This window comes from Thermococcus sp. JCM 11816, from assembly GCF_055396515.1.
The window spans coordinates 1,199,047-1,212,400 of the sequence record NZ_AP043741.1; the positions used below are offsets into that span (position 1 = coordinate 1,199,047).

The 13,354-nt window shown below is 49.1% G+C and carries 18 protein-coding genes and 1 tRNA gene; 10 read left to right on the forward strand and 9 right to left on the reverse strand.

The window, feature by feature from the left end; translation table 11 throughout:
• Positions 1-17: 17 nt before the first annotated feature.
• Together ACZ5TN_RS06775 and ACZ5TN_RS06780 are read right to left on the reverse strand one after the other, a co-directional pair.
• Entirely contained in the window at positions 18-1,736 is a 1,719-nt protein-coding gene (locus tag ACZ5TN_RS06775) for a prenyltransferase/squalene oxidase repeat-containing protein (RefSeq protein ID WP_464916313.1), read from the reverse strand.
• Positions 1,737-1,745: 9 nt separating this feature from the next.
• Positions 1,746-2,606, reverse strand: a complete 861-nt coding sequence (locus ACZ5TN_RS06780) for a hypothetical protein (RefSeq protein WP_464916314.1) — start codon at positions 2,604-2,606, stop codon at positions 1,746-1,748.
• A 230-nt stretch (positions 2,607-2,836) separates the two neighbouring features.
• Between ACZ5TN_RS06780 and ACZ5TN_RS06785 the strand changes: the two genes are divergently transcribed.
• The 4 genes from ACZ5TN_RS06785 to arcS all read left to right on the forward strand — a co-directional run bounded on the left by ACZ5TN_RS06785 (position 2,837) and on the right by arcS (position 8,035).
• Positions 2,837-4,099, forward strand: a complete 1,263-nt coding sequence (locus ACZ5TN_RS06785) for a phytoene desaturase family protein (RefSeq protein ID WP_464916315.1) — start codon at positions 2,837-2,839, stop codon at positions 4,097-4,099.
• Between the two features lie 129 nt (positions 4,100-4,228).
• Positions 4,229-5,176, forward strand: a complete 948-nt coding sequence (gene arcC / locus ACZ5TN_RS06790) for a carbamate kinase (protein ID WP_464916316.1) — start codon at positions 4,229-4,231, stop codon at positions 5,174-5,176.
• A gap of 237 nt (positions 5,177-5,413) precedes the next feature.
• Positions 5,414-6,319, forward strand: coding sequence for a coiled-coil protein (locus tag ACZ5TN_RS06795; protein WP_011251107.1), 906 nt, complete (start codon positions 5,414-5,416; stop codon positions 6,317-6,319).
• Positions 6,320-6,328: 9 nt separating this feature from the next.
• Positions 6,329-8,035, forward strand: coding sequence for an archaeosine synthase subunit alpha (arcS, locus tag ACZ5TN_RS06800; RefSeq protein WP_464916317.1), 1,707 nt, complete (start codon positions 6,329-6,331; stop codon positions 8,033-8,035).
• Here arcS and ACZ5TN_RS06805 read toward each other — a convergent pair.
• Together ACZ5TN_RS06805 and ACZ5TN_RS06810 are read right to left on the reverse strand one after the other, a co-directional pair.
• Positions 8,013-8,495, reverse strand: coding sequence for a PIN domain-containing protein (locus ACZ5TN_RS06805; protein ID WP_464916318.1), 483 nt, complete (start codon positions 8,493-8,495; stop codon positions 8,013-8,015). The genes arcS and ACZ5TN_RS06805 overlap by 23 nt on opposite strands.
• A complete protein-coding gene (locus ACZ5TN_RS06810; protein WP_464916319.1) occupies positions 8,486-8,758 on the reverse strand; it encodes a UPF0175 family protein in 273 nt (90 codons plus the stop codon). Before ACZ5TN_RS06810 ends, ACZ5TN_RS06805 begins: the two co-directional genes overlap by 10 nt.
• 81 nt (positions 8,759-8,839) lie before the next feature.
• On the opposite strand from ACZ5TN_RS06810, the gene ACZ5TN_RS06815 reads away from it, so the two are divergent.
• Both ACZ5TN_RS06815 and ACZ5TN_RS06820 read left to right on the forward strand, forming a co-directional pair.
• Positions 8,840-9,139, forward strand: a complete 300-nt coding sequence (locus tag ACZ5TN_RS06815; protein ID WP_054840221.1) for a DUF2103 domain-containing protein — start codon at positions 8,840-8,842, stop codon at positions 9,137-9,139.
• Positions 9,140-9,142: 3 nt separating this feature from the next.
• The gene (locus ACZ5TN_RS06820; protein ID WP_464916320.1) at positions 9,143-9,319 is read left to right on the forward strand and encodes a hypothetical protein; all 177 of its coding nucleotides are present in this window, start codon (positions 9,143-9,145) and stop codon (positions 9,317-9,319) included.
• A gap of 3 nt (positions 9,320-9,322) precedes the next feature.
• On the opposite strand, the gene ACZ5TN_RS06825 is transcribed toward ACZ5TN_RS06820, so the two are convergent.
• Both ACZ5TN_RS06825 and ACZ5TN_RS06830 read right to left on the reverse strand, forming a co-directional pair.
• Positions 9,323-9,592: a hypothetical protein gene (locus ACZ5TN_RS06825; RefSeq protein ID WP_464916321.1), complete on the reverse strand. Its 270-nt coding sequence runs from the start codon at positions 9,590-9,592 to the stop codon at positions 9,323-9,325.
• On the reverse strand, positions 9,586-10,167 hold the full coding sequence (locus ACZ5TN_RS06830) for a nucleotidyltransferase (protein WP_464916322.1): 582 nt from the start codon (positions 10,165-10,167) through the stop codon (positions 9,586-9,588). The genes ACZ5TN_RS06825 and ACZ5TN_RS06830 overlap by 7 nt, the downstream gene beginning before the upstream one ends.
• Positions 10,168-10,224: 57 nt before the next feature.
• On the opposite strand from ACZ5TN_RS06830, the gene ACZ5TN_RS06835 reads away from it, so the two are divergent.
• The gene (locus tag ACZ5TN_RS06835) at positions 10,225-10,719 is read left to right on the forward strand and encodes a CGP-CTERM sorting domain-containing protein (RefSeq protein WP_054840224.1); all 495 of its coding nucleotides are present in this window, start codon (positions 10,225-10,227) and stop codon (positions 10,717-10,719) included.
• Between the two features lie 5 nt (positions 10,720-10,724).
• On the forward strand, positions 10,725-10,946 hold the full coding sequence (locus ACZ5TN_RS06840) for a hypothetical protein (protein WP_054840225.1): 222 nt from the start codon (positions 10,725-10,727) through the stop codon (positions 10,944-10,946).
• Between the two features lie 20 nt (positions 10,947-10,966).
• On the opposite strand, the gene ACZ5TN_RS06845 is transcribed toward ACZ5TN_RS06840, so the two are convergent.
• Complete coding sequence (locus ACZ5TN_RS06845) at positions 10,967-11,602, reverse strand: hypothetical protein (protein ID WP_464917554.1); 636 nt, start codon at positions 11,600-11,602, stop codon at positions 10,967-10,969.
• Positions 11,603-11,772: 170 nt separating this feature from the next.
• On the opposite strand from ACZ5TN_RS06845, the gene ACZ5TN_RS06850 reads away from it, so the two are divergent.
• A tRNA-Gly gene (locus ACZ5TN_RS06850) sits at positions 11,773-11,850 on the forward strand.
• Between the two features lie 53 nt (positions 11,851-11,903).
• Positions 11,904-12,359, forward strand: coding sequence for a transcriptional factor EnfR (enfR, locus tag ACZ5TN_RS06855; RefSeq protein ID WP_464917555.1), 456 nt, complete (start codon positions 11,904-11,906; stop codon positions 12,357-12,359).
• On the opposite strand, the gene ACZ5TN_RS06860 is transcribed toward enfR, so the two are convergent.
• Both ACZ5TN_RS06860 and ACZ5TN_RS06865 read right to left on the reverse strand, forming a co-directional pair.
• A complete protein-coding gene (locus ACZ5TN_RS06860; protein WP_464916323.1) occupies positions 12,306-12,977 on the reverse strand; it encodes a CidB/LrgB family autolysis modulator in 672 nt (223 codons plus the stop codon). The genes enfR and ACZ5TN_RS06860 overlap by 54 nt on opposite strands.
• Positions 12,974-13,321: a CidA/LrgA family protein gene (locus ACZ5TN_RS06865; RefSeq protein WP_464916324.1), complete on the reverse strand. Its 348-nt coding sequence runs from the start codon at positions 13,319-13,321 to the stop codon at positions 12,974-12,976. Before ACZ5TN_RS06865 ends, ACZ5TN_RS06860 begins: the two co-directional genes overlap by 4 nt.
• Positions 13,322-13,354: the final 33 nt, after the last annotated feature.

Here is a 13,354-nt window from a genome sequence, read left to right on the forward strand (position 1 = left end):
AATACAAAAATGAATACTCAACGATAACCTAGAAGCCCAAGAATATCAAGTGCCAAAAATGTTGCTATCAGATCGCCCTGCTTGGGACTCTCGCAGGGGGCGTAGGAGAAAAAACCGTAGGGACACTTTCTTTGCTCAAGGGCCTTTACTATATCCTCTTTGCCCTTAACTTCGATTCCCATTGAGTTTAGGGCCAGTAACGCGTATCTAGTTATTGGTAAAGACCACCACAGTGGACCGTTTCTGTTAGACTCAATGAACTCTACCGTCTTTTTATCTCTGTACCTATACCCGAGCTCGTTGAGAATTAAAACGGAGTAAAGCGTTGTTTCAAGTCTAACAGTTTTTATTTCGGATATTCTACCACCGAATCCACCGTCACCATCCTTCAAACCCAAAACGAAGGAAGCCACATTTTCTTTCCACGATTCATTAAGTTCAATCCCAAGTTCCGTGCTCATTACGAGCAGGTAATACACATCCTTGAGAAGGTAATGGTTCCCATAAACATCAGACAGATTCAGGGAGGTAATAAAGTTCTGCAAGCGGGGTTCTATAATCTTCTTTAGATCCTCGTTGGGAACATCTAATGACCTTAAGGCTCTGTACTCTGCCCACATTATGCTTGGCTTATTTGCTTTCGAAATCTCCAAGAGTAAGTAATCCCTGACTTTCTCATCTCTAGGCACTGTGTAGTTCAGAAGTCCGAGGGTCATCACCGAGAAAGCAGTGTCCAGCGGGTTCGGTATTATATTGTACAACGGAACTTCTATGAAACCCCCAAGTGGACTCTCAAGAGACCGCAGATAACCTACAGTATCTTCTCCAACTCTTCCCCCCAGATAAATTATTGTCTCCACGGCCCAGTGAGTAGTGTCGATGTACCCTCTTTCAGACCCCGTTGTATCGGAGTACGAACCATCCGGGCACTTATATTGAGAAATGGCCCATAGCAGTTGTCTCCTGATGCTTTCATTTTGTATCTCCTCTTCTTTCATGAACCTAGCCAAGGTATGAATCTCAAAAAAGCCGAGCGTGTCTGTCCTGCGAGATGAGTTTTTAAACACCTCCATCGCGAATTTGTGCAAGGTATTATAATTGGGAACCTCATCCAGAGAGTACCCGGACATAATCAGGAGTTCTCGATACAAGAGGAACATCCATAAAAACTCCACTGACGATTCTGGCTTTAATGACAGCCAGAGAGACATAGAAGCGTTTTTTACGTAGTCCTGGTTAGAAAAGTTAAGCAGAAGAAGACTTTTGATGTGCGAGTAAGTTTCGTCTGATCTTTTTATGTCATCAAGTAAAAAATCGCCTATAGTTTTCTTATCTTCAACGCTCATATTTAGCTCCTTGAAAAGCACCAGCAGATAGTAAACATCAACAAGTGAGAGGTCTCTCTCGTTGTTATAGAGCTTTTTGTAGATTTCTCTCTCATATTCCCTCAAGAAATTTCTTGTTTGGGGAAGATTTACCGGACTTAAATTCAACAGGGATAGAGCCAGAACTCCGTGATACGTTCCAGGTAATGAGGGAAGTATTGTAAGAGACAAATCGCCATTCCATCCCCCTGTATCAGGATCCTGGGCAAGCTTGAGGCGAGTAACAGTCCAGTTTTTCCAGGAAGAATCTATGATGTTCGGATACTCTGTTTCGGATTCAAAGACGTTGGTCAGTATGGGCACAAGTCCCACCAGAAAGATAAGAAAAAGGGCAAGAACTTTCTTGTTCATAACATCACCTCAAAATGCTGTTGAATCCACGGAGACGGAGGTGCTCGTGCCAAGGGTTCTGAACGTACCAGTCTTGACTTCAAATGTGGCTATGGGATACGAAGTTACCCTATAAATCTTCACTTTATGGTAGTTATAAGACGTTATTGAATCCTCGTATGTATTTGATATTGAATCGTAGTTATGCACGCTGTTTTCTCCAAAAGACCCGTCTATTGTGACTATGGAACTACTTTGAGAGACACCAATACTAAAACCGGGCGGTTTGGATATAGTGAAAGAGATTTCTGTAGAACTGACTGACGATTCTCCAGAAAATGAGAGCCTATTATCCAAGCTAATGCTCTTGCATTCATAGTAATACGTGATATAAGGTGGGTAATCAGAAACTGCTGTACTGTATGCGTAGTTGTATACGCTGAAGTTTATCGTCTCAATTGGATCATAGTAGTCTATTCTGAACTTGGCTGAAAGCGCAGTGCCCACAGAGAGCTTTATTTTCGTATCATCGTTCGGATTTGGTTTAAATGTGGTAACCCTGTAGTTATAGTTAGATTTAGATATTGTGTTAGCATAGTTGCTTTCTATCGTCACATCGTTCCACCTATTCAAAACACGTTGTATCATCACCTGATTTACCCTCTTTAAAATCTCTTCCCTACCAATTTTGGGCGTTTTTCCTATGATGATAACACCATTATTAAACTGCTCCACAGAGACATAGGTCCCGTTGATGAAGATTACTATCTTATGAACGCCGACCTTCTTTGCAGTATTCCCTGTGAGGGGTTGAGCTGCGTGAACCGTTGCTAGATTTATTGCACCCACAAGCAGTCCAACCATGATGGCTACCAAGGCTTTCCACTTCAATAAGTTCACCTCCTTAAGTTTTTGAGATATATTTTGAACAACTTATATTTACAAATTTTTCTATTTATTTTTGCTAACCATATTTTATTCTCTTTTTGAGGTATAAAATTATTAAAACTTAAGTTTTCTTCTTAGAACGAATCAAAAGAAGCATGAGTAAAGGAGTTGTACATCCATACAACGGCCAAACCCTTATATTTTTCCTCACCCTTGGCATTTCAGGTGGTAGAATGAGGGCAGTGGTTATTGGCTCTGGAATCGGCGGGCTTTTGACAGCTGGATTTCTAGCCAGGAAAGGCTACGATGTCACGGTTCTTGAAAAAGCTCCTTATATCGGCGGCCGCTTCACAAATCTGAATTACAAGGGCTTCGGCCTCTCAACGGGAGCCTTTCACATGCTCCCTCACGGCGAAGACGGCCCACTGGCACACCTCCTAAAACTCCTCGGTGCGAACGTCACCATAGTGAACTCCAACCCAAAGGGCATGATCTTCTACGAGGGCAAGACCTTCCACTACCGCGAGGGCTGGAAGTACCTCGGCTGGAAGGAGAAAGCCAGGGCGATGAAACTGATGGCGGACATAAAGAGAAACAAGCTCCCGACCGGAGAAGAGGCCGAGATGAGCGGGCGCGGGTGGATTAAGGAAAAGATAGGCGACAACGAGTTCACCGACCTCTTCATCAAGAGCTTCCTCGGCTGGGCGGACAGCGTTCTCGACGTTCCTGCAGGAGAGCTGGCCAGGGAGATTAAAGCGGCTTTGAAGTGGGGCGGGCCTGGTTTGGTGAAAGGCGGCTGTAAAGCTCTTACTGATGAACTCGCTAGAATTGTGATGGAAAACGGCGGGAAGATTCTGACGAGGAAGAAGGCCGTTGAAGTCGATGCCGAGGCAAAGAAGGTAGTGACGGCCGACAACGAGGAGTTTCCTTACGATGTCCTTATCTCGAACATCGGCATCAAAGAGACCGTCGAGCTCGTCGGAAGGGAGAACTTCGATAGGGAATACCTCAGGCACGTTGACTCTCTGAAGCCGAGCGAGGGGATAAAGTACAACGTCGCCCTGAAAGGAGAACCGAGGATTGGAAACACCGTCGTCTTTACACTCGATACCGAGAGGATAAACGGGTACAACGAGCCGACCGCTCTAAGCCCTGAGCTCGCTCCAGAGGGATACACCCTTATCATGCTCCACCATGCCCTTCAGAGCAGGAACGTTAAGGAGGAGCAGAAGAAGGGCATAGACGACATTTACAGAATCTTCCCTAACCTCGATGAAGAGGGCGAGATCCTGCTCATCCAGACCTACCTCGACGGAAACCCCGTTAACAGGGTCGCCAGCGGGCAGGCCGTTGAGGACTTCCCGATTCAGGATATCTACATCGTCGGCGATGCCTACAAGCTACCCGGCGGGATAGAGGTCGAGGGTATAGCCCTCGGCGTCATGAAGACCCTTGAAAGGCTCGGACTTGGGAACTTTTCTGAATGGTACCTCTGAGAGCCACTTTTCTTTACATTTGTAGACTGTCCTTTGATTTGTTCGAACCTTCTTCAAGTGAACATGAGTGAAGCCTAACGAACGTTTTTATGCCCGTGAGCGTAATTAGTCATCCCTGGAGGTGAGAGCATGAAGAGGGTTGTCATAGCCTTGGGCGGGAACGCCATACTCCAGCGAGGCCAGAAAGGTACTTATGAGGAACAGATGGAGAACGTGAGGAGGACTGCCAAACAGATCGCTGACATAATCCTTGACGGCGATTATGAAGTCGTTATCACCCACGGAAACGGCCCACAGGTTGGTGCGCTCCTTCTTCACATGGACGCTGGCCAGCAGGTCTACGGCATCCCAGCCCAGCCTATGGACGTCGCTGGAGCGATGACCCAGGGGCAGATAGGCTACATGATCGGCCAGGCGCTCATAAACGAGCTTAGGAAGAGAGGGATCGAGAAGCCCGTCGCAACGATAGTAACCCAGACCATCGTTGACAAGAACGACCCAGCCTTCCAGAACCCGAGCAAGCCGGTCGGCCCGTTCTACGACGAAGAGACTGCCAAGAAGCTCGCAAAGGAAAAGGGCTGGACGGTTATAGAGGACGCAGGGAGGGGATGGAGGAGGGTAGTTCCGAGCCCTGACCCAAAGGGGCACGTAGAGGCTCCGGTCATAGTTGACCTCGTCGAGAAGGGCTTCATCGTCATAGCGAGCGGCGGCGGTGGCGTCCCAGTGATTGAGGAGAATGGAGAGCTTAAGGGCGTTGAGGCGGTTATAGACAAAGATTTAGCTGGTGAAAAGCTGGCTGAAGAGGTTAAAGCGGATATCTTCATGATACTCACGGACGTGAACGGCGCGGCAATAAACTACGGAAAGCCCGATGAGAAGTGGCTCGGGAAGGTAACCGTGGACGAGCTGAAGCGCTATTACGAAGAAGGTCACTTCAAGAAGGGCAGCATGGGGCCGAAGGTTCTTGCCGCGATAAGGTTCGTTGAGTGGGGAGGCGAGAGGGCAGTAATAGCTTCCCTTGACAGGGCCGTCGAGGCGCTTGAGGGGAAGACGGGGACGCAGGTTGTAAGGGAGTGAATTTGGAGCAAAGTTTTTTGTTTTACCATTATTCTGTCTCAATTTTGAATGTTTTTGAAGACTTTTGTAGAATTCGCTGTTACAGAGTGGGCTACATTAAACAAAAGGGAAACGAATCTATCGTGCTCAAGACAATACCGCCGAATCATCCAAAAAGTTTTTATTTACTATCTCAATTTCCAGTCCAGATGTCCGAAGTGAACAGAGCTGTTCTAAAAAGGAAGAGGGGTAAGAGAGATGACAACGGTTAAAGTAGACCCAGAGGAAATTAAGAGGATCAAGAGGGAGATTGAGGCCCTGGAAAAGGAGAGAAACGAGATCAGGGCCAAACTGGATGAGCTCGAAAAGGAGCTCCAGGTCTGGATTCAAAAGAGGGATGAAAAGAACAAGGAAGTACAGCAGCTCCGCCAGAAGGGGCGCGAGTACAAGGCGAAGAGGGATGAAATAAACCAGAAGATACAGGAGCTTAAGAAGAACCGCGAGGAGATCAACGCCAAGCTTGACCTCCTCTACCAGGAAATACTCGAGTACAAGACCAAGAGAAACGAGTACAACCAGCTCAGGAGACTCAAGATGTCCCCCGAGAGGATACAGGAGAGGATCGAGAAGCTTGAGTGGGAGCTCCAGACCAACCCGAACATAACTCCAGAGAGGGAGAAGCAGATCGTTGACCAGATACAGGTTCTCGCGACCGAGCTTGAGATCATCCAGCAGGCTGAGAGGTTCCACAAGAAGCTCGTTGAGACGAGGAAGAAGGTAGACCAGCTCAAGAAAGCCAGGAAAGCCATCAGCCTTGAGATACAGAAGCTCGCCAACCAGAGCCAGCAGTTCCACGAGCAGATGATTCAGGCCTTCAACAAGGCTGACGAGGTCAAGAAAGAGGCCGACGAGTACCACCAAAAGGTCGTCGAGCTCCGCGAGAAGGTCAGGGAAGCCAGGAAGCAGCTCAGGGAGATCGAGAGGAAGATCAGGGAGTACGACGAGAAGCACAAGGAGCTTATCGCCTACCGCCTCGTCGCCAAGATGCGCGCCAAGAAGGACGCCAACTTCGAGAAGGCAGTTGAAGCCCTCGAGAAGTTCAAGCGCGGCGAGAAGCTCACGCTCGACGAGCTCCTGCTCCTGCAGAGGTACAACCTCGTCTGAGGAATCGCTATGGAAGTCATCAAACACGAAGGACCCGGAAGGCTTGGGGTAGTCAGGCTAGGGGATTGTTCCTTCAGAACTCCCGCGTTAGTCGGGGTAGACTTTACCCTGTCTCCCTTCAACTCCTTCTTCCATCCCAAAGAGCCGGGCGAGTACGACTTCAACCTCGCCCCATCAATACCGCTCGGGTTTTACACTCCCGATGAGGTAATCCAGAAGGCCATCGGGAGGCTGTGGAGTGTAAACTACGATGGCTTCAACGCCTTCTACCTTCCTGCCCTGAGAAGAACGGAGTACCTTGAGGAGTTCTTCAAGATTATGGATAGATACAATTTCGATGCCGTCTACCTCGGCAATTCGAAAATTCTAATCAAGGAGTACCGCTACTTCGTGAGGATTTTAAGGGAACTCCGCGAGAGATTCCCGAACATAATGATTATAGCCGACCTTGAGCCGTTCTTCTACCCGCTGGCGGTTTATCTTGGCATTGATGCCTTCGATACCCGCTCTCTCAAGCTCTACGACTTCGAGGGTAAGGGATTCACCCAGTTCTCTCCATTCCTGTGGAGCAACGAGCCCAACTCCCTCGACTTCGCCCGTGAGGTTATACTGCTCGTGAGGAAGGCCCTTGAAGAGGGCAAGCTGAGGTATCTAGTAGAAAACTTCTTCCCGACCCAGTACAGCGCTGGAATTCTGAGAATAGCAGACCTTGAGCACTCAGATTATCTTGAGAAATACACTCCAATCCAGAAGGAGACGGTATACTTCATCAGCGATGCATCCATCAGGAGGCCCGAGGTCAAAAGGTGGCACGAGCGCGTGCTTGAGCGCTTCATGCCTCCTAAAAACGTTGAACTCCTCCTGCTCTTCCCGTGCTCCGCGAAAAAACCCTACTCGTTCTCCCGCTCGCACACCCTTTACAGAAGGGCCGTGAAAGAGGCACTCGGTTCGGGAATCTCAAAGGTCCACGAGCTTATCTTAACCTCACCCTTCAGCGTCGTCCCGAGGGAGTGGGAGTGGCTGGCTAAGTACGACATAGTAGTCACCGGACACTGGAGCGAGGAGGAGATAAAGCCCGCCGCTGAACTCCTGGCCAAGACGCTCGAAAAGTACCCGAAGGACATCCCAATCATAGCTCACCTCGACGAGGCCTACGTTGAGATAGCGAAGCTCGCTTCCGAGCTCTCTGGAAGGGAGATAATCTTCACGGACGTCAAAAACGGGACGACGAGCCATGAAAGCCTTCGCTCACTCACCGAGACCCTGAGGGAGTTCCAGATTGAGGGGACAAAGGAGGACAGGACTTACCGCTACTTCGAGAACATAAGGAAGGTCTTCGACTTCTACTTCGGCGTCGGTGCTGGAGAGGCCATTCTTCCTGAGAACGGGCAGGTTAAGGGCTCAAAGATGCTACGCATCTTCGTTGAGGGCCAGCAGACCGGGACTTTCACCGACGGCGTGATAAGCGTAACCCCCTACGGAATGCAGAGGATATACGATGCGGTTAAGAGCTACTGGGTGAAGATAGACTTCGAGCTGAGGGGAGACGTCTTCGCTGTCGGCGTTGAAGAAGCTGACCCGAGGATAAGGCCAGATGACATAGTCGGCATAGTCAGGGATGAAAAGGTAGTCGGCGTAGGGAAGGCAGTCCTCAGCGGCGAGGAGATGGTCAGGGCGAAGAAGGGAGTGGCCGTTAAGGTGAGGAAGAGGGTATGACTTCTTCAAGTCTCTTTATTGGAGAATAAAAGCCCTTCTTGATCATTTCATTCAGGAGGCCGTTTGCGTCCTCCAGCTCAAGGATTCCTTTTCTAACGCCAAGTACGAGGACTCCAATGGTGCCAGAAACCTTAACACCTAGCAGTCTAGCTTTCTTCCTTGCGTCGTAGTCATCGCTGAGCATAATTCCACCCCTAAACTTTGCAACAGCTATGCAGGATGCCTCTCCTTTTCCGAGACTTTGATTGAGCAAGGTGTAGAGCTCTCTTTCCTCCTCGGTAAGCTCGATGACGTTTAGTGGAATTTCGAGGTTTGGGTACTTCCCTCGCTTTATTCCAACCTCAAATTCTTCCATCACTTGAACCGTTGTGGTGCCTTTATCGCCTAAGATAACCTCCAGAAGGTCGAGATGTCCTGTTTTGGCAAAGTTCGAAATAACTGTGGTGTCCACTACAAACACTCTATCGCCTCCACCTCGGAAGCAACGTCGTCTCTGTCCGGCGTTCTTATGGGGATCCCCCTGCGCTTGAACTCTTCAATAACTTCCTCCCTGGTAACCCCAAGGACTTCTGCTGCTTTTCCGATGCTTATCAGTCCATCTAGGTATGCAGAAATCACGATCTCCAGGAATAACTCTCTGTCTTGTTTTATCAAGGACAGGGCCCTCTTTGGCATAAGCTGAGCAACTTTCTCAAACTCCTTCAGTATCCAGACTTCTTCCATAATCTCCCCCACATATTTTTAGAGTGCACATGACTTAAGCATTGCGCAATATCTAAAAGCCTCACCTGCGTGTTTTCCAACATGCCCAAGCACTTCAAGCGCGGAGTGAAGAGGGAGCACCACTTTCTCAAGGGCCTTGAGAAGCCGCTGGAGGAGATAGCCAGAATCCCTGGAGTGAAGAAGGTAATTCCAGGCAGGATATACGCGAGCGACTCCAGAGGTTTCGAGGTAAAGGTCACTAGGGAGACTCAGACAGGTTTAAAGCTCGTCGCCAAGAGTGATGGTTCTGTCCAGGAGGTCTTTCTGGTCGTTGATAAAGCCGATAGGGAGAGGGTTTGGAGGGAGATAGAAACGCTGGCTGAGAAATGGGAGAAGAGTTAAATCATGCCCGTCGTACTTTACTCGGAGTATTGGAGAGATGAGAGAAGAGACAAAAGTTGCTCTGGAAAGCAGGCCTTAGGAAGGACTTCGAGATACTCTGCTACACACGAAGAGTTTGAGAGAAAGAGGAAAAACCTCGGAATCGTGAGGGAGGCTCTGAAAGAGGGTTTAGTGCTTTGAGCTTCAGGGTTCAAACTCAAGGACAAGCCAGTGCCTTCCAATCAAGAATGAAACCTTGTTTTTCCCGTAAACAACCCTCTTGGCATAGGGCTTAAGCTCTTCAACAATCTCTTCCTTCTTCCCCCTGAACGTCACCTTCAGAGGAAGCTCCCGAACCATGAGAGCGTTGCCCTTCAGGAGATAATACTCCCTCCATGGCCCAACGAGGCGGAAGTTGTGTTTTGAGAGTATTTTTAAAACCTCCGGGGGCAAGATGTCACTAAGCTTCAGCATTTTTCCACACCTATTCTTCTGGCTATTTTGTTAAACTCTCTTTCAAGGTTTGCCTCTCTAATTCTTCTGCAGAGATACTCAAAGTCAATCTTGCTCGCCAGCCTGAAAATTTCCTTAATGTCAGAGTAGTCCTTTCTTTCAAGGGACATGAGTTTTGTGACTATTAAGTCTTCAATCGATGGAAGGTAGAGATTGTCAGTAATGTTGGTGGCCCTTTTTTCAAACTCTTCATCGAGCAGGAGCATTGGAGTGTTGAGGTCGATTTCAACCCCGTTTTTGCTCTTCACTAAAAGCCCCCAGGAGCGCCACTGGACGGTGAAACCCCTCTTTCTTAGCTCTCTTGTGAGCCGCTCTCTGAGGACATTTAGGTTCTCGATCGTTATCATAAGGTCGATATCTTTCGTAGTCCTTGCAATAGCTCCATGCATGAGGAGAGCCCTTGCACCGATAAGATAAGCCTTGGCGTTCATTGACCTAAGCACGCTGAGAACTTCTTTGAGTTCCCCTGGAATTTCCATTGGATTCACCATTTCCATTGTTGATGTCTTTGGATATATAACGGTTAAGGACACCATCCAGTATTTTACCCTTCGGGAGAAGGGAAAAATATAAATACCCGGAGGGAGAAGGGAATGAAGCGCTGGGCCTTATTGGTGTTGGCCATTCTCTTTCTAGAAATACTCGCCCTGCCTCTTGGGAGTGCTGAAGAGAAGGAACCAATAGCTAAAAGCATAACTGGAGTTAAGGTTTATTCAAAGGAAAAAGATACATCGGAATACTACAGGGTATATAACAATGACCCACCAGCTGCTTTACATAAAGCCTTTAAAAATGGAGATTGCGACTGGTTTGAACTTGAAGCATGGTCAAAGAGTAGCCATGACTATTATAGGCCCTATATAAAACTCTACGATCCTTCCGGTAACTTGTACTCAGAGGGATATCAAGCTACTTGTCCTAGCAGGGATATTCCCGGTTACTGGACAATAGTCTTCTCAGATGGCTCCTCCGTTAAGTTCTACGTTCCTCCAAAGGAGAACAAGGGCTTCAGCCTTCAGGCAATCTGCGGCCCGGCTCTGCTGGTTCTGCTCTCGTTCACGCCGCTTCTCCTCTTCAGGAGGAGGTAATATCCTTGGGAGAGAAGAGAAAGGTAGAAGCTAAACACGTCTCAGAGGAACACGAGCACACCGGAAAATCGCATGGTCTCAAAGGTAAGGTTGGCCATGATGTCTGGACAAATGACGGTGAAAAGCTCTGGACTGAGAAGGTAGATCTTGAAACCAGTGAAGGAAAAGTTGAAGTGGAAATCCTGAAGGACAGGCAGGGAAGGGTTAGGAGGGTTTTTGAAGGATAACCAAGTTGTTGTTTTTCTTTTCAAAGCTCCCTCTTTCCCTCAAAGAACTCGATCAGCTCCTCGTCGCTTATCTCCTCGTCGGCTTCGGTGTATCCAAGCTCCCTCTTCTGGAGGTCTATGAGGCCCGGCGTCAGGAGGAGCTTTCCGTCCAGCTTCGGCACCGCGTAGTGGAGCGTTATCTCGCTGAATTCGTCGAGCCTTATCGTGGGGTGCTCCTCGTACTCGATTTCCTCCAGCCGTTTTCCGTCCGCTATGAGCTTAGCAACTATCGAGGCGCCATCTATCGAATACTGAGGTTTTCCGATGTGCCTAACTTTAACGCCTTCCATCTTTGAGGTTATGAACTCCCTCGTCCTTCCGCGTGGAACTGCATCTCCGAGGATTCCGCCGACCACTATCATGGTGTCCTCCTCTATGTCTTCGGGCTTCAGCTCCTCCTCAGACTGGAGGTCAAGAACGATGAGTTTTGAACGGTCGAAGGGGAACTTCGTGACGCTCTCTGTGATGACGCTCCCAAGCTTCGCCAGCCTCTCCCTCTCATCCTCGCGGACGTTGGTAAAGATGAGCTTATCCCCCCACCACTGGGCGACGTGAGAGTACTCGAGCCACAGCCAATCACTAATATCCTCAAGATGCTCGATTATCAGGTAAGGCATTGACACCACCGATGGGCTTTCAGCGGGGCTCTTAAAAACTCTACCGTTCGGGCGATTTGAAAACTTTGTTGATGGAAACGAGACAAAATCCTGCCTCACGGACGGGTAGGGACTTAAACGTGGAGTAAAGCTTTTAAAGTCACGATCCCTCTATACTACGGGCTTGGACTGCGGTGGTAGTCTAGCCTGGTCTAGGACACCGGCCTCCCAAGCCGGTAACCCGGGTTCAAATCCCGGCCACCGCACCATCTTCTCAAAAACCTTTTAACTTCCAGCGTTCTGTTAACTAATGGTGCTTATCATGAAGAGCTTTTTAACCGAGCAGCAGATTAGGGTTCTCCAGCTTAGGGCCAAAGGCCTAAAACAGAGCGAGATAGCCGAAATTCTCGGGACGAGCAGGGCCAATGTGAGCATTCTAGAAAGAAGAGCCCTTGAAAAGATTGAAAAAGCCAGGAACACTCTTCTCCTGTGGGAGCAGATAAACTCGAAAATAAGCGTTGAGGTCAAAAAGGGTGAGGATATATTCCAGGTTCCCGAGAAGCTCTTTAAGAAGGCCGACGAGCTTGGCGTGAAGGTCCCCTACAGCACGGCGGAGATAATAGCGTTTCTGGTGGAACATGCGCCAATAGATGACAGGCTGGCCAAGAGGGACTTCACGCTCTTCCTGGACAGGGAGGACAGGCTCCGCGTTAGCGAGTGCATCTTAGAGGACTTTGATGAGATAGGGAAGCACGAAGGCGGTAAAGACACCGTTTAATGCCATCGCAAGCCCGCTAACTCCCCCGGCAATCTCATCCTCCAAGAGGATCCTTGCCGTCCCGAGGCCGTGGGATGTGACCCCCATTGCCAGCCCCCTTGCCACTCTGTCCTTGACTCGAAATACGTTCAGGAGTTCCGGTCCAACCGCATTCCCGAGTATTCCAGTCAGAATAACGAGGACTGCCGTAAGGGCGGGAATTCCACCGATTTTTTCGCTGATTCCTATGGCTATTGCAGTTGTAACACTCTTGGGGGCTATACTTAGGAGCACATTACTGCTCCCACCGAGTACCTCTGCCGTGTAGAAGGCACTTAGTATGGCAACGGTTCCACCGGCCGTTATTCCCGCTGCTATCTCCTTCCAGTACGCTTTGATTGTATCAAGCCCCCTGTAAACTGGGACGGCAAGGCTTACAACGGCCGGCCCGAGGAGGAACTTGAGTATCCCGGCGCTCTCCATGTAGGAATCGTAGGAAAAGCCGCCGAACCAGAGAAATGCCGCTATCGTGGCTATTGAGAGGAGAACAGGGTTTGTGTAAAAGGCCTTCCTTCTCGCGTGGAGCTCCGAAAAAACGTAGAAGACTACGAGGGTTATGGCCATGCCGTAAGGGTTCACCTTCCCTCCCTCCTCAAAAGCTCAACGACCTTTGCCGTCGTTATCAATGTGACCAGAAAGCTGACCACGAGGGCACCCACGACGGGGACGAGCTGGCTCTTTAGGAGGCTGATGTATAGTATTATCCCGACCCCTGGAGGAATGAACATGACACTCATGTTCTTTACGAACAGTTCGGCCTCGTTCTCAACCCACTCCAGCCGGACAAGGCCGGCAGTTAAGGCCGCAAGCAGAAAAAGCATGCCGAGGACGCTCCCCGGGATAGGTAGGTTGAAGGCAGAACTAGTGAACTCTCCCAGAGCGTAGAAGCCGAAGATTATGGCCAATCCCCTGTAAGCGTTCATGGTTCTTCTTAAGCGGCGAAATATAAAAATCCT